The sequence below is a fragment of the Pseudomonas sp. O39 genome (assembly GCF_045447295.1).
Lineage (GTDB): Bacteria > Pseudomonadota > Gammaproteobacteria > Pseudomonadales > Pseudomonadaceae > Aquipseudomonas > Aquipseudomonas antarctica_A.
This window is the reverse complement of the sequence record NZ_JBJGXV010000018.1, coordinates 84,059-103,578: the sequence shown is the minus strand read 5'-3', so window position 1 is coordinate 103,578 and position 19,520 is coordinate 84,059. Positions and strand designations below refer to the sequence as shown.

The 19,520-nt window shown below is 57.6% G+C and carries 20 protein-coding genes and 1 tRNA gene; 12 read left to right on the top strand and 9 right to left on the bottom strand.

The window, feature by feature from the left end; genetic code table 11:
• Nucleotides 1–7 precede the first annotated feature (7 nt).
• From ACI77D_RS21170 to ACI77D_RS21150, 5 genes are read left to right on the top strand one after another with little or no spacing between them, the layout of a single operon-like run.
• A complete protein-coding gene (locus ACI77D_RS21170) occupies nucleotides 8–2,371 on the top strand; it encodes a hypothetical protein (RefSeq protein WP_407017414.1) in 2,364 nt (787 codons plus the stop codon).
• Nucleotides 2,372–2,430: 59 nt separating this feature from the next.
• A complete protein-coding gene (locus ACI77D_RS21165; protein ID WP_407017413.1) occupies nucleotides 2,431–3,354 on the top strand; it encodes a hypothetical protein in 924 nt (307 codons plus the stop codon).
• 19 nt (nucleotides 3,355–3,373) lie between these two features.
• Complete coding sequence (locus ACI77D_RS21160) at nucleotides 3,374–4,660, top strand: hypothetical protein (protein ID WP_128588033.1); 1,287 nt, start codon at nucleotides 3,374–3,376, stop codon at nucleotides 4,658–4,660.
• Nucleotides 4,661–4,663: 3 nt separating this feature from the next.
• On the top strand, nucleotides 4,664–6,472 hold the full coding sequence (locus ACI77D_RS21155; protein WP_064452843.1) for a hypothetical protein: 1,809 nt from the start codon (nucleotides 4,664–4,666) through the stop codon (nucleotides 6,470–6,472).
• An 11-nt stretch (nucleotides 6,473–6,483) separates the two neighbouring features.
• Nucleotides 6,484–7,533, top strand: a complete 1,050-nt coding sequence (locus ACI77D_RS21150) for a hypothetical protein (RefSeq protein ID WP_064452844.1) — start codon at nucleotides 6,484–6,486, stop codon at nucleotides 7,531–7,533.
• An 8-nt stretch (nucleotides 7,534–7,541) separates the two neighbouring features.
• Here the strand turns inward: ACI77D_RS21150 and ACI77D_RS21145 are convergent, their stop codons facing one another.
• Nucleotides 7,542–7,847: a putative quinol monooxygenase gene (locus tag ACI77D_RS21145; RefSeq protein WP_082895910.1), complete on the bottom strand. Its 306-nt coding sequence runs from the start codon at nucleotides 7,845–7,847 to the stop codon at nucleotides 7,542–7,544.
• Between the two features lie 990 nt (nucleotides 7,848–8,837).
• Between ACI77D_RS21145 and ACI77D_RS21140 the strand changes: the two genes are divergently transcribed.
• Nucleotides 8,838–9,362 carry an N-acetyltransferase family protein gene (locus ACI77D_RS21140; RefSeq protein ID WP_407017412.1) on the top strand — a complete coding sequence of 175 codons (525 nt, stop codon included), beginning with the start codon at nucleotides 8,838–8,840 and terminating at the stop codon, nucleotides 9,360–9,362.
• Between the two features lie 190 nt (nucleotides 9,363–9,552).
• Nucleotides 9,553–10,113 (top strand): fasciclin domain-containing protein, encoded by a 561-nt coding sequence (locus ACI77D_RS21135; RefSeq protein WP_064452847.1) that lies wholly within the window; start codon nucleotides 9,553–9,555, stop codon nucleotides 10,111–10,113.
• 158 nt (nucleotides 10,114–10,271) lie between these two features.
• Here the strand turns inward: ACI77D_RS21135 and ACI77D_RS21130 are convergent, their stop codons facing one another.
• Nucleotides 10,272–10,730 (bottom strand): Hsp20 family protein, encoded by a 459-nt coding sequence (locus tag ACI77D_RS21130; protein WP_064452848.1) that lies wholly within the window; start codon nucleotides 10,728–10,730, stop codon nucleotides 10,272–10,274.
• Between the two features lie 156 nt (nucleotides 10,731–10,886).
• On the opposite strand from ACI77D_RS21130, the gene ACI77D_RS21125 reads away from it, so the two are divergent.
• The 3 genes from ACI77D_RS21125 (at nucleotide 10,887) to ACI77D_RS21115 (ending at nucleotide 12,794) form a co-directional block, all read left to right on the top strand.
• On the top strand, nucleotides 10,887–11,276 hold the full coding sequence (locus tag ACI77D_RS21125; protein WP_407017411.1) for a hypothetical protein: 390 nt from the start codon (nucleotides 10,887–10,889) through the stop codon (nucleotides 11,274–11,276).
• 148 nt (nucleotides 11,277–11,424) lie between these two features.
• Entirely contained in the window at nucleotides 11,425–12,417 is a 993-nt protein-coding gene (locus ACI77D_RS21120) for a hypothetical protein (protein ID WP_407017410.1), read from the top strand.
• 110 nt (nucleotides 12,418–12,527) lie between these two features.
• The gene (locus ACI77D_RS21115) at nucleotides 12,528–12,794 is read left to right on the top strand and encodes a hypothetical protein (RefSeq protein ID WP_407017409.1); all 267 of its coding nucleotides are present in this window, start codon (nucleotides 12,528–12,530) and stop codon (nucleotides 12,792–12,794) included.
• Between the two features lie 52 nt (nucleotides 12,795–12,846).
• Here ACI77D_RS21115 and ACI77D_RS21110 read toward each other — a convergent pair whose 3' ends face one another.
• Together ACI77D_RS21110 and ACI77D_RS21105 are read right to left on the bottom strand one after the other, a co-directional pair.
• A complete protein-coding gene (locus tag ACI77D_RS21110) occupies nucleotides 12,847–13,101 on the bottom strand; it encodes a hypothetical protein (protein WP_407017408.1) in 255 nt (84 codons plus the stop codon).
• Nucleotides 13,102–13,501: 400 nt separating this feature from the next.
• A protein-coding gene (locus tag ACI77D_RS21105) for an IS3 family transposase (protein ID WP_407017407.1) occupies nucleotides 13,502–14,664 on the bottom strand; the annotation gives its coding sequence in 2 pieces (ribosomal slippage) (nucleotides 13,502–14,409 and nucleotides 14,409–14,664; 1,164 coding nt in all).
• Nucleotides 14,665–15,017: 353 nt separating this feature from the next.
• Here ACI77D_RS21105 and ACI77D_RS21100 point away from each other — a divergent pair.
• Nucleotides 15,018–16,013 carry a tyrosine-type recombinase/integrase gene (locus tag ACI77D_RS21100; RefSeq protein ID WP_407017424.1) on the top strand — a complete coding sequence of 332 codons (996 nt, stop codon included), beginning with the start codon at nucleotides 15,018–15,020 and terminating at the stop codon, nucleotides 16,011–16,013.
• A gap of 94 nt (nucleotides 16,014–16,107) precedes the next feature.
• Here ACI77D_RS21100 and ACI77D_RS21095 read toward each other — a convergent pair.
• Nucleotides 16,108–16,198 (bottom strand) — tRNA-Ser (locus ACI77D_RS21095).
• Nucleotides 16,199–16,350: 152 nt separating this feature from the next.
• Here ACI77D_RS21095 and ACI77D_RS21090 point away from each other — a divergent pair.
• Nucleotides 16,351–17,022, top strand: a complete 672-nt coding sequence (locus ACI77D_RS21090; protein ID WP_064452861.1) for a Bax inhibitor-1/YccA family protein — start codon at nucleotides 16,351–16,353, stop codon at nucleotides 17,020–17,022.
• A 63-nt stretch (nucleotides 17,023–17,085) separates the two neighbouring features.
• Here the strand turns inward: ACI77D_RS21090 and murB are convergent, their stop codons facing one another.
• From murB to ACI77D_RS21070, 4 genes are read right to left on the bottom strand one after another with little or no spacing between them, the layout of a single operon-like run.
• Nucleotides 17,086–18,105 carry a UDP-N-acetylmuramate dehydrogenase gene (murB, locus tag ACI77D_RS21085; RefSeq protein WP_407017406.1) on the bottom strand — a complete coding sequence of 340 codons (1,020 nt, stop codon included), beginning with the start codon at nucleotides 18,103–18,105 and terminating at the stop codon, nucleotides 17,086–17,088.
• Nucleotides 18,102–18,566 (bottom strand): low molecular weight protein-tyrosine-phosphatase, encoded by a 465-nt coding sequence (locus tag ACI77D_RS21080; RefSeq protein WP_407017405.1) that lies wholly within the window; start codon nucleotides 18,564–18,566, stop codon nucleotides 18,102–18,104. The genes murB and ACI77D_RS21080 overlap by 4 nt, the downstream gene beginning before the upstream one ends.
• Complete coding sequence (gene kdsB, locus ACI77D_RS21075) at nucleotides 18,566–19,330, bottom strand: 3-deoxy-manno-octulosonate cytidylyltransferase (protein WP_407017404.1); 765 nt, start codon at nucleotides 19,328–19,330, stop codon at nucleotides 18,566–18,568. Before kdsB ends, ACI77D_RS21080 begins: the two co-directional genes overlap by 1 nt.
• Nucleotides 19,327–19,512 (bottom strand): Trm112 family protein, encoded by a 186-nt coding sequence (locus ACI77D_RS21070; protein WP_003174668.1) that lies wholly within the window; start codon nucleotides 19,510–19,512, stop codon nucleotides 19,327–19,329. The genes kdsB and ACI77D_RS21070 overlap by 4 nt, the downstream gene beginning before the upstream one ends.
• Nucleotides 19,513–19,520 lie beyond the last annotated feature (8 nt).

The window sequence follows — 19,520 nt, the reverse complement described above, 5'->3', positions numbered from 1 at the left end:
GCCTCACATGAGCGTATTGAATTTCCCGCGTATCTACCTGGGCGGCCATATGTTCTGGAACCCGCCGACCGCCAACAACAACGACATGTACCCGCTCTATGACGCGGTAAAAATGCAGATGAACTGGCCGTTTTTGAAGGCCTTCAACATCACCCCGGAAAACGCCATCAGCACCTTGCTACCGTGGACAATCGCGCCGCTGTCACCCGCCAGCGTACCGCCCTACGTCATGCAGGTGCCGGGCAATGCCGGGCAGTTGACCACACCGATGATTCCCGGCGAATGGAACCTGTTCGGCGACAACGCGTGCGGCACCGTCAGCTACAACCAGACCCAATCGGTGGTCACCGGCGGCGAGTTGCCCAACGGTGGCTATGTGAGCCAGGACCCGCTGATCAACCAGAGCTTCCAGTTGCTCGGCAACCCCTTTGGCGGCGCGCCCTCCTCCCCGGCGCGCTTCGTGGACGTGAGCCCTTGGCAGAACACCTTCACCGCGCTGTATTTCGACAAGCTGGTGCTGGGCAATGCGCAGTGCGGCCTGACGCTCAATCGCCAGTTCCGCATGCTCGACCGCTTCCTGAACTTCAACTGGGCCAACCTGGGCGGCCTGGCCTATGTCACCACCACTTGGCAAACCTGTTTTCCGAAGGAAAACCTGGAGTGGGTGATCGGCAACTCGGCCTTGTTGCAAAACCTGCAAACGCAAATGGCGCAACAAAATGCCAAGGGCCTGATGTTCCGCTTTTCCACCTACCTGACCTGCTACGACAAGAACGGCATCCTCAACAATTACCCGCCCATCGACACCCACAGCTCCAGTGCGGCCGCCCAGGCCAAGGTGCAGGCCATGTATCAGCAGGGGCTGGACAACGTCGGCGATATTTTCTTCAACCCCGCCTACAGCCGTACGGTGGGCACCCTGGGCCTGTGGTTCGACGACGAATTCCCCACCGCCCCCGCTGGCAGACGCCTGTTACCCGCCAGCCCCGTGCCCATCTACAAAACCACGCCGGCGCAGTCGACACCGGCGCAGTTGGGCGTGATCTCGGCCCAGGCCCATGGCGCTACCTTGTCGCTGGACCTGAGCAACGCCTTCCCGTTCTATCCGATCGACAGAAACGCAGCCATACCGGTAGCCGCCAAGTACCAGGCCGGCAACTACCAGATTGGCATTCGCCAGAATGGGCAATTCAGCTCGCTGGCCAGTTTCGGTTATGACGACTATCAACAGGCGGCGTTCGACAAGCGCTCCGGCATCCTCGACCTGACGCTGACGGCACAAGCACAGACGCAACTGCAAACCGGCACCCTGGAACTGCAACTGCAGGGTGCCACCGCCGTCACCGCCGCGACCCAGCAGATGTGGACTGCCGAAGTGGTGGAGAGCGCCAGCTTTATCGACGTGGGCGACACCCGGACGCTGCAGGTCATGGTGCAATACGACGGCCTGCCCGCACCGGCCGGCACCACGTTGTGGGTGGCGGAATACGGCAATGCCTACATGCTGTGCACCACCGATTACTACCTGGCATTCAGCAACCCGGCCAACTTCACGCTGTTCAACAATGACCCGCAAAACCCGGCCAATAACAGCGCGAACCTGCCGCAATTCAAGGGTGCATCGACGCTGCTCAGCCAGGTGACCGAGGGCACGGGCCGCCAGCTCATGGCCACACGGCTCGCGGTGGCAGCGGATCAAATGACGCCGGTGACCTATCAGCAATTTTTGCCGACACCCGCCGCTGTCGCCTTGAGCCCGACGCTTAAGTTCGCCAACCCGATCGCGATGCAGGGCACGTTGCAGGACCCGCTCAACAGTACGGTGCAATACAGCCTGACCAAGATTCAGACCGACGCCAATGGCATCGCCAACCTGACCGTCACGGGCTTGGCACCGGGGTTTCCGACCTTGCGTTTTTTCCTGCAGGAAGGTCAGCAAACACCCACCATTCCGTTCAGCTTCCCGCTCCCGACGGCCTTCACCGACTTCCTCGCACCGCTGCGCGTACTGCCGCTGGAGCCGCAGCTGCAGCAGGATTTCGTCAATGCGTGGAACCGCATTTATATGAACAAGGACGCGGGCACCGTGATCTGGGAGACCTTCATCTACCCCTTCATCCTGCAGCCGTTCTATTACCTGTACCCGATCATGAGCAAGTTCATGCCACTCAACTCCTTGACGCGCATCGAGGGCGCCGTCGACCAATTGATTGTGTTGATCAGTAAGGAATACCAGGAGGAAAGCACCCTGGCGATGCCCATCACACGGGACATGCCGCAAAGCCGTCGCGCGGTGCTGGAACTGTGGGCGCAGGCCCTGATGAAACGCAATTACCCGCCCATTCCACTCAGCATGAGCGACTACGACTAAGCCACACACAGGATCGCCGGGTGGCGTAACAATCACCCGGCACACCACAGGAGTGTCCTATGAACACCAGCCTCTTAAGCCGACTGTTGCTGCTGATACTGCTGCTCAGCCCTGGCGCGTTTGCCGCAGACGACAGCGGCGCCGTGTACTTCACCAACGGGGTGCACAACAGCGAGGGATGTAATCAACAGAACGGCAACTGCATTGCCGAACGCGCGCCCGGCGACCCGTCCGATCCGTTTTTTCCGGCGCAATGGATCAGCGACTGGACGATGTACCGGGTGATGAACAACTACGAGAAAAACCAGCCGCCCTACAGCAATCCACCTTCCACCCTCACGCCTGCGGATTACACCGTTTCCAAGGGCACCAGCTACTACGACACCGCCTACATCCCAGCGGACGGCGACGGCTTCGGCGCGATGATGGAGCACTACGAGAAGTACTGCCTCCCGATCTTCCCGATCAAGAACAACAACTACACCTGCTCGTTCGTGTCCCTGGGCAACAAGGCGTACTTCCTGACGTATCCGCAGGACCGCCCGAAAGACATGCCGGCCTGCTGCATGTTTTCACCGATGAATCATCCGCCACGCCAAAGCTTTATCGAACACCTGCCGTACAGCGCCGCGCGCAGCAAAAACCTCAACGGCAGCGTGCAGGCGTATGCGCTGGACCTGCAATCACCGGCGGGGCCGATCCTGTTCGGGTATGCCTTCAACAAACAACAGTCGGGGTCGCCGCCCTACCGTTTGCCCCAGTCATTCTTCTTTTCGGGGGACGCCAGCGTCGCGAATGCGCCCATCGTGAGCCAGAACTACACGAATTTCCGTATCGCCAGACCCGACCCGAAACAGACCTGGGACCAAGTGGCCGCGATGTGCCCGTCGAACCCGCCGCCTTGCCAGCTGTTCGAACCGCCGGCGTCCCAAAGCAACGGCCACAAGGCGCAGTGGAACCAGCTCATGCAGCGCAAACCCTGACCCACAAGGACGGATCGCCATGAAAACGTTATTCAGTGTGATGTTACTCGGGCTGGTCAGCCTGTCGGCCCAAGCCCGGGAGGCGCCTCAGGCGTCGACGCTGGCCACGCAGCTCAATTGCCAGCCGCCCAGCAGCGCACCCGCCGCCACTGCCCCGCAGGACCAGTTCGATCAATACAGCTGGCAGATGTTTATCGCCTTGAACTGGCCTGCCCAGGACGGGCAACGCGGCACGCCCAACTGCAACAAACAACCGGGCGATGCCGGCTACACGGTGTGGCAGACCTACAAAACCGTCAGCGAAATCTTCCTGCCGGGAGCCGCCAACCCAGGGCCCTGGAACAGCCCGCTGACCGCTCGCAGCCTGGGCATCATCAACATCGCTGCGCTGAAGAACAGCTCACTGGTCAACTCCATCGACCAGGCCGTCGGCGGCTGGTTGATCGACCAGGCGGGCAACCCGACCTACTACGACATCTCGGCCAACCAGGCTTCCTATAACTACATCGTGGGCAACAATTTCTACAACGCCAACGTGGTGTCCAAAGCCAGCAACATCAGCTTCCCCAACGGGGTCATCGAGATCAAATCGAGCTGGCGCATGCTTACGCCCAAGGACAACGCCAGCCATTACCTGACGCAGTTCGCGCGCGTGGCCACCTTCAATAACCAGGGCCAACGCACCGGGGTGACCGAGGCTTACCTCGGGCTGGTGGGCCTGCATATCATCACCAAGGTCAATGGCTACCCGCAGTGGATCTGGTCGACCTTCGAGCAAATCGAAAACGTGCCGCCCAAGGCCAAGGTCAATGGCCAATGGGTCGACCAGCCTGTCGCCGGCACCGCCTATTCCTACTACAACCCGCTCGCGCCTGCTGCGACGCTCAACCAGTCACCGTGCAACTGGCAAACCCAGGGCACGCAACTGGTCTGCGTGCCCAAACCCGGTACTACGTTCCAGACGCCGAACCCACTGAACCGCGTGACACCGATTGCCGATGCCACAGGCTGGGTGAACGCCAATTACCAGGCCAACCCCGGCCTGCAACGCAGCGTATTGAAGTACTACCAGCTCATCACCACCCAGCGCCCATTGATGCCGAACAACCCGAGTAACCCGCTGGGCCAACCGACACCGGCGCTGTCGGCCAACGTGACCATGGAAAGCTACATCCAGCCCAACAGCAGTTGCATGAACTGCCACTCCATGGCGACACCGGTGAAGAGCCCGTTCAAATCCGACTTTTCCTACCTGTTCAAATTCGCCAATCCGCCTGTCACCCCACACGCCACGGACAAGGAATAGACCATGAGCATCCTCAATGGACCACGACTGAATTTCTGGGGCGGCATCCGCACGGACGTGAGTTTGCCGAACAACTCACCGACCATTCCCTTCAACGGCAACCCGAACTGGCCGCTGTTCGACCTGACCACGTCGACCCTCGCGCCAGGTGCGCAGCCGTATACCGATGACCAGTTGAACAACATGATCAACGCGCCGGCCGGCAACTACTACACCGCTGGCGGCTGGAACCACTATGGCCAGCATGTGGTGGACATGCAGAACGCCTTGATCAGTTCCCAAGGTGCGCCGGGCAACATCAGCACCACCGGCGACCAGGTCGGCCAGCCCGTGTACCTGCTGGGCTCGGTGGACCCGGTCACCGGACAAGGCCCGGTGTCCGGCCCGATGATGGTAGACCTCGACCCCAGCGCCTCGACCACCACACAGATATTCGTCGGCGGCCTGCAAATCGGCAGCAGTGACAATATCCAGTTGCTGATCCGCTGCAATGCGGTGTGCAGCAGTTTCGACGTGACCGGCCGTGTGCTCGACCCGGCAAAGATGGACGCGCCGGGCTCGTTCCATGCCAGCGGCACGTTCCAGCTGACCTTCCCGCTGAGCAGCATCGTCAGTTGGAACCAAAACAGCAGCGGCCTCAAGGCGATCATCCAGGCCCCGGGGGCGACCGGCATTGTCCTGCGTTTCGTGATGTTCGAGATGTGCCCGCAGATGACCACCGCGCAACTGGACGCCGATTACGCGGCGGGCAAATACACACCCAACCCAAGCATCGGCCGCGTGATCGGTACCCTGGCCCCGGCGTTTGCCGGCGAGCCGTCGGGCTGCCAGCCAGGTCGGCAACTGGTCAACCAGGTCACGGGCAATGCCGCCTATGCGGCCCTGGGCAACAATGGCTTGCTGAGCCTCGATATGGTCAACGTCATCCCCAAGCAAACCTTCCGGGCCGTGCGGGACGACATCACCAGCCCTATCGGGCCGAATGCGAACTACGGGCCGGTGACGATTTCCGCTGGCGCGGCCGCGTTGATGACCCTCAACCCAACCACCAGCCCGTTGGTCAATTACTACGTGTACGGCGGCATCGTCGACGTGGCGCTCAATGCCAGCCAGCAGCAAGCCGTTAAGACCACCGCGTTGAACATCACCGCGCCCAACCCGGTGAACGGTCAAAAACTCAACGCGACCGAATCGACCTATCGGGTATACGCCGATCAGCGCAATGTGTATCTGGAGGATTACCCCAATGGCCTGACCATCACGTTACAGGTCAGCTACCTGGGCGGGCCGGTGCCCAACGCCACCAAGGTCAGCCTGGGGGCCAGCGCACCTGGGGTTTATGATCAAAAGCAATACACCGACTTCCTCAACTTTCCGACGTCACTGACCGTCAATGCCGGCCAACAGACGGTGAGTTTTCCGGTCACCCTCAAACCCGGCAGCGCCAGCCAGGCAGGCTTTGTCGCGCTGACCTGCACGGCCAATGGCGTGGACGACGGCGCCTTCTTCACCAACTTGCGCAAATATGCCCAGACCGACTTCGGCATTCCCAAGGGCAGCATCATCACCTGGCAGCAGATGTACCCCAACGTGCTGCGCTTTCACTATCTGGCCTTCCCCGCCATGTCGCGCTACATCCCGCTGAACCAACCCGACGCGATCATGGGCGCGAAGAACGCCATCCTCGCGCGCACTTCGGACGCCTACAAAGGCACCACACTGTTCATGCCGGTGGTGCGTTCGATGTCGCCGGCCCAACGGGCGCTGCTGCGCGCCTATCTCACCGGCAGCCCGTGGCAGCCGCCGCAATAGGAGCAACGCCCATGACCCTGCATATCCCGGCGCAGCCCATCGAAAACCTGCGCCCCAGTACACTGATCGCCGAGAGCCTGCTCAACCCACGCGGTGTGTGCGTGCAAGCCGATGGCAGCCTGCTACTGGCCGAGGCCGGCTCAGGCCTGGCGGACCAGCCGTTCAGCGGCCGCGTCAGTCGGCTACGACCCGACCCGTTGCAGCCCGGTGCCTATCTGCCCAGCGAGACCCTCGCACAAGGCTTTCGCGCCATGAACATGCAGGCGCGCATGCTGCGTGATGAAATCATGGGGTTGTCGGACATTGCCTGCGGCGGCGGCCGTTGCCTGGCCAGCCAGACCGATTATGTCGGCGGCTCCAAACTGCTCGACCTGCAATACAGCCCGCCCGAGCCGGTGTTTCACAGCCGTGGCAATTTGAATGCGCTGTGTTATCACCCGACCCGCAACAGTTGGCTGGCGGTCAAGCCCGATACCAACCAACTGGTGGAGTTTCGCGACGGCCAGGACGAACAGGTGCTGGTGCAACTGCCCGAACTGGACATGGGCCAGGAAGCCGTCCCCGTGACCCTGGTGTATGAACCGCAGACAGACGCGGTGCTGATCAGCCTGTTCTCCGGGGAGCTGCACGGCGACCCGGCGCGCAAGGGCATCGACTTTGCCGACTTCGCAGGCCAAGTGGTCCGAGTGCACCCGGCCAGCGGGCAGATTGAGGTGGTGATACGTGGCCTGCAATTGCCCACGGGCCTGGCGCTGTGCCCGCAGGGCAACCTGCTGGTGCTGGAGCTATGCAACCACCTGCAACAACCCTTGCCGCCGGACTGGAGCGGCGAGCCGCTGCATGGCGGTTTTACTCGATTCAGTGGGCGATTGTTGCGTTGCAACCTGCACACCGGGCCGGTCGAAGTATTGGCGCGCGGGCTGGATACGCCGTCCAACCTGTGCGTGGTGCAAGGCGCGGTGTTAGTGAGCGAAGGCATGGGGCTGGCCGGCCGGCGCATACCCACACCCGACAACACGGTGGTGCCATTGAGTGGCCGGTTACGCCGGGTGCAGCTCTGAACGCCGCCTTATGCAGGCAAGACCGCAGCGTCTAACATCAAAACGGTAGCGGGCCCGGCACGAAAAGAGGGATTGTGCCTGGCCGCTTCCACCATATGAGCGGCCAGATGATGGGCATCCAGTGCGTCCTGGGAAGCCCACGTTTCGATCAGGACAAAACTGTCTTGGTTGCCCGCAACCGGGTGCAAATCGTATTGCAGGCAGCCATGCTCGGCCCTGACCTTGGGCGCCAGCCCTTCGAATGCGGCCAACTGCTGCGAACCTTTACCGGGCTGGGTATGGATAATCACGACAAGCCGAACTTCATCTGACATGAAAACACCGTTGCATAGGCTGGATAGGGAACCCGCACAGTACGTGAGCAAAGAGCGGGCGGCAAAAGACGTAACAGGCACTTTTATTTCACAGGGTTTTCACAGTTGAGCGCCTAGGCTTAACCCAGCTCCTAAGTGAACACCTTTTAAGCCCGCGCCCCCATCGTGGGCTTTTCTTTGTCCGGTGAACGGTGGCTTTATGCGCTGCAATCACCTTCGCATCATGAGCCCACTGCACGTGTTTACCGGCGCTGTAGTCGTAGCCGTCAGGCCTGAGCAAATTTTGCTCGCTGGAACACGGTACACGGCGTATTCAAGCATCGCTTGCTGCCAGTCCGCACCCCGCTCGGAGCCTGGCCACTTCTCATGATGGAAGCCGCCACTGCTCCAACCCGGCCCGACCTGATCGTAAGCAACCGCTTACGCTGAGCGCCTTTCGTTACGATTTTGTTGTTTTTTTACGCCTTTCCCGTTCTTTCGCTCGTATCGGTGGTGAAAAAACCAAACGACCAAAAGCAGGCCTGCCAAGCCAAAAATGAACAGCAACAGCTCTATTGCGGGACCTTCGTGTGAAAACATTTTTCGTTCCTCATCCTGAAGTCGCGTGACCCGAAACAGGTCATGCACGAAACTATTCGTAACAATTCATACATTTTCAGGTTAACGGCCAAAACCACCTGTGGCAACCCTGAATTGCGTTGCAACCATTGATCTAGACGGGTTGTTTATCGTAACGATTGAGTTGCAAGGCCCGTCAAGGCGCGCCTGCGGTAACCGAACTGACAGAAAACTGTGCTGGACTACGCTGGTGCTTTGGGGTTGGACGAAGCCAACACCACGCGCTTCGCCCCTGCTTTCCTCCAGGCAATAAAAAACCGCGATATCGCGGTTTCCAACGCAGCTGCGTAGGGGCGTCATTACCTGTTTGTTTATCGCCGTGCTTACTGGATTGACTACAGGGCGTTCAGTGGCCGAACAAGGAGTTCATCAATGATTCGTCAAGCATTACCCAGCGACGCAAAGGCCATCGCCCAGGTGCACATCAGCAGTTGGCAGCAAGCGTATCGCGACCTGATACCTGCCGAATACTTGAACGCGTTGGACGCAACGCTGGCTCAGCGTGAATCATCCTGGATTCGCTCGATTGAATCGGCCGAGTCGAACGTATGGGTCGCGGAGCTGAACCAGCAGGTCGTTGGCTGGATATCAGTCGGCGCCAGCCGTGACGAAGATGCCGCCGAGGGGAACGCAGGTGAGGTCATGGCCATCTATGTGTTAGCCAGCCATTGGCAAACCGGGGTCGGGCTGGCCTTGTGGAAAGCAGGTTTGCAGTGGTTGGTTGAGCAGGGATATCAGCGCTTAACGCTTTGGGTGTTGACCGGTAATGAAAGGGCTATCCGATTTTATCGCAGGGCCGGATGCGTGGAGGAAACAGGCAGTGAGCGTAATCTTCAGCGCGGCGGTGCAGCACTGGTAGAGGTGAGGTATGGGTTGCCCTTCACCCGGTTGAGCTAGGCAAAAAGGGTGCGTTTTTTGTTATGCGCGCCCTGGTGTGGATGGCACATCATTGGCAGCAACCCACAGGCCTGAACAGGCCCGCGCAGTCCTTGAAAAATTATTTTATGAACCGGTGCATCCACTTTGATCGTTGGCTCGTAGATTCAATACCCTCACTCGGAGGGCATAAGAGCCAAGGAGATACATCATGCACGCTTTTTACAAAAAACTTGCTGCAGCCGCCTGCTTCTCGATTCTCTCCGTCACCGCAACGCTCAGCTTTGCCGCCGACACCGTGATGGTCGGAGGCGCAGCGATGTACCCCAGCAAAACCATCGTAGAAAACGCGGTCAACTCAAAGGACCACACAACACTCGTTGCGGCAGTCAAGGCCGCCGGACTGGTTGATACGCTCAACAGTAAAGGGCCTTTCACCGTATTCGCACCGACAAACGAAGCCTTTGCCAAGCTGCCGGCAGGTACCGTCGACACACTGGTCAAGCCTGAACACAAAGCCGACCTGACTAAAATCCTCACCTACCATGTTGTGCCTGGTACTCACACATCGGCACAGCTGATGGCCGACGCCAAAAAGAACGGAGGCACCGTTGTGCTGAAAACCGTTCAAGGCGAGTCGCTGAATATCAAACTGCACGACGGCAAACTGTGGGTAGTCGATGCCAAGGGCGGCAAAGCCGGTATCAGCATCGCAGACGTGATGCAGTCCAACGGCGTGATCCACGTTGTCGACTCGGTCTTGATGCCTTAAACGCTCTTCACACCCGGCAGGCGCAGCGCTTGCCGGATGTTGGGACGTGTATGTCAAGGAAACGGCTCCAGAGGTTCGCAGGCTCTGTACATAGGGCTAAGCCTTCACTCCAGGCCACAAAAAAAGGCGCTACTAAGAGCGCCTTTTTTACCGCCAACTTACTGCAAGCCAACCTGACGCAGCTCGGGCGTAGCTTCGCCACCGATAGCGATTTTTTTTGGTTTGGCTTCTTCAGGAATCACGCGCAGCAAGTCAATGCTCAACAGTCCGTTGTTCATCGAAGCACCGCGAACCTCAATGTGATCCGCCAGACGGAATGACAACCGGAATGCTCGTTGCGCGATGCCCTGGTGCAGATAAGTCACTTCTTTCCCGGTTTCACGCTTGTCGCCAACGACTGTCAAAACCCCCTTCTCGACCTGGATATCCAGATCCGCTTCAGTGAGCCCAGCTACTGCGATGACAATACGGTATTCGTCATCACCATGCTTTTCCACATTATGAGGCGGATAGGTATTCGGAGCCTCGCTGCGAAGCGCCGACTCAAACAGGTCATTGAAACGATCGAAGCCCACAGATTGACGGAACAGCGGGGCCAACGAAAGGGTAGTAGCCATCTCTAAATCTCCTGATTAAATCCAAGTGATCAAGTGCGCGACCCGCATTCGGCGTCGCGTGATAAAAATTTATGTGCGACGGAAAAAATTTCAAGAGGGCAGATAAAAAATTTTACGATGCCTAGGCAAAGCCGTGGTTAACGAGGTTCTCGGCAGGTGGCCCCACTGATCGCCTCTGAAGCTTTCCATTGGCAAACTGGCCCAGTTTGCATCCGCGTGCCTGAGGATCAGACGCGTGCGGTCGTGCCAGGGGCCACCCTAGACGATGATCTCGGACGGCCTGCCGTGCAGGTGGTGCAGGAGAAAGGCGCCTGGCTCTTTCCCGAGGAATACTGGAATGGGGACTCACTGAGCGCGAGAACCCCTGCCTGGGCCTCAGTAAGAATAAAGTGCTCGGATGACGCGGCGAACCTCGTAACGAGTGACGACTTCCTGAATGAACTCGAATCAGAGCTGGGCTTACCACAGAAAGGCGAAACAGAAGACGAATTTGTCGCTCGTGCAAAAGCGAGCATGTTCGAAATGCTTAAGGCTAAGCTCAAGTAACCGCCTCCAAGCCCGGCCCGCCGGGCTTTTTCATGCCTGCTAGATGCAAGCAACCCTGCACGAGGTTGCGTTGATGATTTTTTGATTGGATTTCGGTCAAAAACAGCTAGCCTAGGTTTTTGCTATTTATTATTCGTCAAGGAACGTTATGAGCACAGACGATCGCTTCAAACAATCTGTCATCACCGTATTGGCCAAGCGAGCAGGAAATCGATGTGCCAATCCAGGATGTGGTGCCCTCACGAGTGGTCCGACGAGCGAACCCACCGGATCTGTCAATTTGGGAGAAGCGGCACATATATATGGAGCTAATCCTGGCTCAGCAAGGTATGACGAAAAAATGGCGTCATCTGAGCGAAGCGCCATCACAAATGCGATTTGGCTCTGTGGGAACTGCCATAAAAAAATTGACGACGACCCAAGCAGATATCCGTCAGGCCTACTATTTGAATGGCAGCGTGAACATGACAAGCGGATTTCTGACGAGGTTGGGAGAGCAGCAGCGGAGGTCAGGCACAGGTACGAAAAGCGTCACCTTGAAGAATTTGGTAAGTTGAGCTATTTGGCTGAACGCCTAATTATCGATAAAGACCCGTATTGGGAATACTTGCTAACCGCCGAAGTTTTACGATATGAAATAGCGCCTTCATTACAGCGATGGGAGGCATTAAAGAGTGGACTATACACAAAACCCACCAAGCGCGTACATAAAGACGAATCACTCTTATGGCTAAGCGACAAGTCTGAAGAAATCCAACTAATCGTAGCAGCGTTTAGCAAGCTAACCAATTTCGAACTAACGAAAACATGGGGAGAACCTGGAATTGCAGGAAGCGACGTAGATATCGTCAGAATATGCAGGCTATACGGAGAGCTTTGCGCCAACACTTTACTTTGGGAAGAGTCCGTTCGCTTTACAAGTGTCGATGAAGACTTCTCGGCCATTCGAGACCTATACATTGGCGTAGCCGGTTCGGTCATTGAGCATACGGCCAAAATACCTAAATTCTTATCAGACATGATAGCCTCTCGTCCCACCTCAGGAACATATGAGCTCATTCTTATTATTGAATTGCCTGAAGGATGGGCCGATAAAGTTGCAGCAGAATTCAAAAGGGTCGAGAGATCTTTTCGTCACTAAACAATATCAGCCGAAATCCAGCATTTTAACCACAAGGCTTCCAATATTACGTCTAGACAAACAAGTGTTTGCACCGCTGAAAACTTTAGACTCGCACAATTGGAGAGCATATGGCAGACACCTCCCTCACCTTCAAATGCCTCGGCCACACCAAGCGGGATGACGGTTTGATCGGCCACTACCAGCTGGAAGTAACCGACACCCGCGATGGCACGACCGTAGAGATCTCAGTCCCGACGAGGCATCTCATTTCAACTCGTAGTATGGAGAGCATTCTCCTCCATCGGAAAATGTTCTACTCCGTCACGCAGCGTAAGCACGCCAAGATACTCAGTGAGATGTTCGATCAGCAGCAGCTGGAAGCAACCCGAGACTAGCCAGGCCCGCCGGGCTTTTTTTCGCCTAACTCAGGCTGTCTATCCAAGGGAATCAGTCGCCGCCAGAAGCAAGTCTCAATAGGTTGGAAAACTGAAAAATCGCAACGTTGATTTCATCTTGAGTATCGCCATCCCAGTCTTCGACAGATACCAGCTCCGTTTTGAGCGACGCTATTCGTTTTTGGATATCTGCAATTTCCTCATGCCCGCATTGTTTTGCCACCGCCATCCATTTTGCGTCTGGGATTCGTTCCTGTAGGGAGAGCCCTTCTCTTGCCTCTGCTATCAGTGCAGATAAATTGCTCATGGGGTATTTCTCCTCAAAAGTCAGGCCGATTCAGAGGGGCAGTATAACGGCCCCCACTCCGCCGCCAGATGTAAAAAGCCCAGCGCGGGGCTGGGCTACCAAATCTGCCGTCGAATTTCTCGAAGCACTGCTACTTCAAGATCTCGTACCAAATCTGCGCGTTAACCAGCATTCTGACCGCGTTATCTTTATCGATCGCATACTGTGGGGCTGTCTCCCAGGGTAGCGAACTACCTTTAAAGACCAGCAGCGGCTCATCCGTGCCGCGCTCAAGCAAAAGTCGAGCACTAATAGATGTGAACTCAGGCTTGGCATTCAACGTATCGCGCATATTCGGGCGCTGCATTGGCGGAAGCTGACTCCAGGCAACAAACTCTTTGATCGGCTCCAGCTGTAGTGGTCAACTAATCCCGGACACGACGTTAAGTTTTTCCTCGGCCCGCGCTGGCGCCAACCCATCGTTGAATTGGTGAGGCCGAATCCAGTTGTAGCGATGCATCAAAAAATGGCTGATATCGCGCTGTGCTTCCTGCGCAGTTCGATAGCCCACGGTCGGTATCCATTCTGTTTTCAAGCTGCGAAATACGCGCTCCATCGGTGCGTTATCCCAGCAGTTTCCTCGTCGACTCATGCTCTGGCGCATGCGGTATCGCCACAACCGCTGGCGAAAGAGTCGGCTTGCATATTGCGATCCCTGGTCCGAGTGGAATAGCAGATCCGAAGGCCTGCCACGCTGCTCGTAAGCCATATCCAGCGCTTTGATCACCAGCTCAGCGTCTGGCTTTTCCGACAGCACCCAGCCCACGATCCGACGCGTACAAAGATCCAGGACGACAGCCAAGTAATGCCACTTTCCTTGCGCCCAAATGTAGGTGATATCGCCGCACCAGACTTGATTGGGCGCTGGCACGTCGAACTCGCGGTTCAATGTGTTCGGGATATCCAGTCTTTCTATTGTTGCCCGCTTGTAGGCATGGGAGCCGGGTTGTTTGCTGACTAAATCAAGCTCGCGCATCAAGCTACGCACTTTGAATCGACCGAGTTGCTCACCGTCTTCACGCATCAGCGACAGGATGCTGCGACTGCCCGCAGAGCTGCGACTTTGCGAGAACAGCTCACTGACGCGACTACGCAATCGAAGCCGTTCAACATCGGGCGTGCGGCGCCGCAGGCGCTGGGCGTAGTAACACGAGCGAGTGACGTCAAACACCTTGCACAGCCAATCAACCGGTTCATGGGCGTTCAACTGGTCAATCAGCGCGAACGCTCGTGATCTTCCGACATCAAGAGCGCGGTAGCCTTTTTTAGTATTGATTTCTCTCGCTCAAGCCGAGCAATCCGGGCTTCCAGCTCCTGAATTTTTTGCTGTTCCGGAGTCAGTGCCTTGCTCTGCGGGGTGACGCCTTTATGTTCTTTCTGAATCTGGTCAACCCAGCGGCGCAATGCCGATTCACCAATGCCGAGTGAACGGCTGGCTTCGATGTAGCTGTAGTTTTGTTTGAGCACAAGGTCGGCAGCCTCGCGCTTGAATTCAGGAGTAAAGGAGCGGCGTTGTTTGGTCATCTGACACCTCGATCTGGCGAGCATTCTCGCCTAAATGGGTGTCCGGTTTCATTAGACCACTACATGCAGAATTAACCTTAAGAAGCGTTTAGAGCCTAAACCGAGCGCTCAGATTCATCGCTATCGAGATATTTCTCGCCACTACGATCTTCAATAATTTTCTTCATCGCCATTTGTGCGTCTGGATCACCGCACTCAGCCATGCATTCAAGGCAATACCCGCCGCAATCCATGAGTTCAGCGCAGGTATTTAAGGGCCGCCGCCGGCGCGACCGGCTTGGACGCCTGACTTTTCCAGAGTGAACTGATATGCGCCCCCCCGTAATACGGAAAACAGGGACTTGCCGCCGGGCATGGTGCGGCGCAAGAACGGCAAAGTATGGGTCGGGTACTACTACCGCGACTCCACCGGAAAGGAAATCCCCTCGGGCGGCGACTTGAGCAAGGCCCGTTTGAAATGGGCTGAGCTGGAGGCGAAGGAAAAACCAGCCGACCTGACCACGATGAAAGGGATCTTCGACAGGTACGAACGCGACGTTATCCCAAAAAAGGGAGAGCGGACCCAGAAGGACAACCTGGCCGAACTTAAACAGCTTCGGCCCACATTCGACGGGGCTCCCATCGACTCGATAGCCCCGGCCAACATTGCAGGCTATCGCGATGCACGCTCAGCAAAAGTCAGGGCGACTAGGGAAATCGCCCTGCTTTCTCACGTTTTCAACATGGCGCGGGAATGGGGGCTTACCGAGCGGGAGAACCCTTGCCAAGGCATCAGGAAGAACAAAGAAACGCCACGCGACTTCTACGCAAACGCGGTGGTGTGGGATGCGGTCTATGGAATGGCAGAGCCTGAACTCAAGGAGGCGATGGATCTTGGCTATTTGACCGGGCAGCGGCCCGCTGACGTGATAATCATGCGCAGCGACGATACCGAGGGTGACTACTTCCTGGTGACGCAGGGCAAGACTGGGCTGAAGCTCAGAATCTTAATGCGCACTGACGCCGGGGAAAACAGCCTGGGTCGACTTATAAGGGAGATTTCAGAAAGGAATGCACATCACTCTTCCAAGTACCTATTGATCAACAAGCATGGAAAGAGAATGACGAAGGGCATGTTGCGCTTGCGCTGGGACAGGGCAAGGGAGAAGGCGCAGCAGAAAGCAATCGACCAGGGTGACCCATTGCTGGCTGCGAAGATTGGCGGGTTTCAATTCCGTGATATCCGGCCTAAAGCGGCGTCGGAAATCGTCGACATTGGCGATGCGAGCTTGCTGCTCGGCCATAGTAAACAGGAGATCACAAAGCGGGTTTACCGGAAGATTGGCGCGACTGCCAAGCCCCCCAAATAGGCAAAGTTTCGGAACTCCTGCTGTTTGCCCAACTTCGCCGACCAAACCCCAGAAACGCAAAAGCCCCGCTTTCGCGAGGCTTTCGTGTAAATCTTGGCGGGAAACCAGGGATTCGAACCCTGGAGACGCTATTAACGTCCGCCGGTTTTCAAGACCGGTGCATTCAACCACTCTGCCAATTTCCCTTTTGCATCACAGGATTATAGTAGCCCATCCCGTGTCAGCGGGCGCCATAATACCCGAATGAAACACACTGTCAAACTCTTGCCATGGCTTGTTACAGAGCGTCTGTTATGATTCTTGCGACTGAATGTTTCAAAACTGAAGGAGTGTCGCCATGCGCGAACAGAATTACGCAGTGAATGGTAACGCGCAGGCTGAGCAGCTTGAAGTCAGCCGCGTGTTGCGCAACACCTACGGCTTGCTCGCCCTTACCCTCGCATTCAGCGGCTTAATGGCGTACGTAGCGCAGCAAATGCACGTTGGCTACCCGAATATCTTTGTCGTGTTGATCGGCTTCTACGGCCTGTTCTTCCTGACCAACAAGCTGCGCGATTCGGCCTGGGGCCTGGTGTCGGCATTTGCCTTGACCGGTTTCATGGGCTTTATCCTCGGCCCGATCCTTAACCGTTACCTCGGCATGGCCGGCGGTGCGGAAGTGGTCAGCTCGGCGTTTGCCATGACAGCCCTGGTGTTTGGTGGCCTGTCGGCCTACGTGCTGATCAGCCGCAAGGACATGAGCTTCCTGGGTGGCTTCATTACTGCAGGCTTCTTCGTGTTGCTGGCAGCAGTGGTCGCCGGGATGTTCTTCCAGATCAGCGGTCTGCAGTTGGCGATCAGCGCCGGTTTCGTGCTGTTCTCCTCCGTGTGCATCCTGTTCCAGACCAGCGCCATCATCCACGGCGGTGAGCGTAACTACATCATGGCGACCGTCAGCCTGTATGTGTCGATCTACAACCTGTTCATCAGCCTGTTGCAGATCTTCGGCATCATGAGCCGTGATGACTGATTGCTAGCGGCATAAAAAAAGGCCCCGCATCGAAAGATGCGGGGCCTTTTTGTTTTTAACGCTTCAGTACCGGTTAGGTTCCATTTCCAGGTCAACCTTGAAGCGTTCAGCAATGTCCTGCTGGATACGCAGCGCCAGGCTGGCAATGTCGTGCCCTGTGGCGGCACCATAGTTGACCAACACCAGCGCCTGCATCTTATGCACGCCCGCATCGCCGTCACGAAAGCCTTTCCAGCCAGCCTTGTCGATCAGCCAGCCGGCAGCGAGCTTCATCTGCCCATCGGCCTGCGGGTACGCCACCAGGTCCGGATACAGCGCCTGCAACTCTGTGGCCAGCGTTTGGGATACCAACGGGTTCTTGAAGAAGCTGCCCGCATTGCCCAGCTCTGCCGGGTCCGGCAGTTTTTCGCGGCGGATGCTGCAGATGGCGCGACTCACGTCACTGGGCGTTGCCTCGGTGATGCCCAGCCCTGCCAGGCGCTGCTGCACCGGGCCGTAGTCGAGTTTCAAGTGGCTGGCACGGCTCAAGGCAAAGCGCACACGCAGGATCAGCCAGCGCCCTGTCTCGTGCTTGAACAGGCTGTCGCGGTAGGCATAGTTGCACTCTTGCAGGCTGAAATCCCGCAACTCGCCGGTTTGGCGATCCAAAGCGGTCAGGCCGGCAAAAACGTCTTTGATCTCCACTCCGTAGGCGCCGATGTTCTGCATCGGCGCGGCACCGACGGTGCCCGGGATCAGGCTGAGGTTTTCCAGGCCGCAGAAACCGTGTTCCAGGGTCCACAGAACAAACGGATGCCAGGTTTCGCCCGCTTCGGCCTCGACCACCACGTGCACACCATCATCTTGCAGCACGCGAATGCCCTGGCTTGCCATGCGCAGCACCAACGCCGGGATATCCTGGGTCAACAACAAGTTGCTGCCACCACCAATCACCAACAGCGGCAACGCCTGTGCGGCAGCATAGGCCAACGCGTCACGCACATCGGCGTCGCTGTGGGCCTCGGCGAACAACTGGGCGCGCACGTCAATGCCGAAACTGTTGAATGGCTTGAGCGATACCTGCGCAAGCACTTGCAAGGTCATAACCGCCCCTTCAATTCGATCACCAATAAATCACAGGCTCGCTCGATCAGGTCCAGAACCCGCTCAAAGCCTTGTTCGCCTTCGTAGTAAGGGTCTGGCACTTCGTCCACCTCGGCGTCATACCGGCGCAGGAACAAATCCAGCTCCGCCTTGCCTTGCCCCGGGTGCAACGCCTTGAGATTGCGCAGGTTGCTGTGGTCCATGGCCAGGATCAGGTCATAACGCGCAAAGTCAGCGCGGGAAACCTGCTGCGCACGCTGAGCGGACAAGTCGTAGCCCCGCTCCAGTGCCGCGCGCTGGCTACGCTTGTCCGGCGGGTTGCCGACATGCCATTCACCCGTTCCGGCCGACGCCACCTCAACCTGGTCTGCCAACCCTGCCTCGCGCAATTTGTGGCGCAGGACGCCCTCAGCGGTGGGCGAACGGCAGATATTGCCCAGGCAGACGAACAAGACCTCCATCAGGCCCCCAGCAGGCGACGAACGCGCTCAAGGTCTTCCGGGGTGTCGACACCGGCAGGTGGCGCTTCGAGGGCGTCTCCCACATGAATGCGCACGCTATGCCACAGGGCACGCAGCTGTTCCAGGGACTCGGTATTTTCCAGCCAGCACGGGCCCCAGCTGACGAAGTCATGCAGGAAACCGGCGCGATAGGCATAGATGCCGATATGGCGGCGATACGGCACGCCTTCCGGCAATACGTCAGGGTTGCTGGCGAAGGCGTCTCGCGCCCAAGGCAGTATCGAGCGGCTGAACGTCAGCGCAAGGCCGTTGATGTCGCTGACCACCTTCACCACGTTCGGGTTGAACAGGGTGTCGATGTCTTCGATGGGCTCGGCCAGGGTCGCCATGCGCGCCTCGCCATGGGCAGCCAGGTTCGCGGCGACCTGATCGATCACGCTCGGCGGGATCAAGGGCTCGTCACCTTGCACATTGACCACGATCGCATCGGCGGCCAGACCGAGTTGCGTGGCGACTTCGGCCAGACGGTCAGTGCCGGAGTTATGGTCTTCGCGGGTTAATACCGCTTCGGCGCCGAAACCTTTGCAGGCCTCAATGATGCGCGGGTCATCGGTGGCGACCACTACCCGTTCGGCGCTGCTTTTACAGGCCTGTTCCCATACCAGCTGGATCATCGGCTTGTTGCCGATCAATTGCAGGGGTTTGCCCGGCAGGCGCGTCGATGCGTAGCGTGAAGGAATGACGACGGTAAAGGCTGTGGTCATTTATCCAGGCGCTCATCGGTGGTCAGGGTGCGGGCTTCGCTTTCGAGCATTACCGGGATGCCATCACGGATCGGGTAAGCCAGGCCAGCACCCTTGCTGATCAGCTCGGTTTTGTCGGCGCTGAGCTTGAGCGGGCCTTTGCAGATCGGGCAAGCGAGGATGTCGAGCAGTTTGGTGTCCATGAGTATTT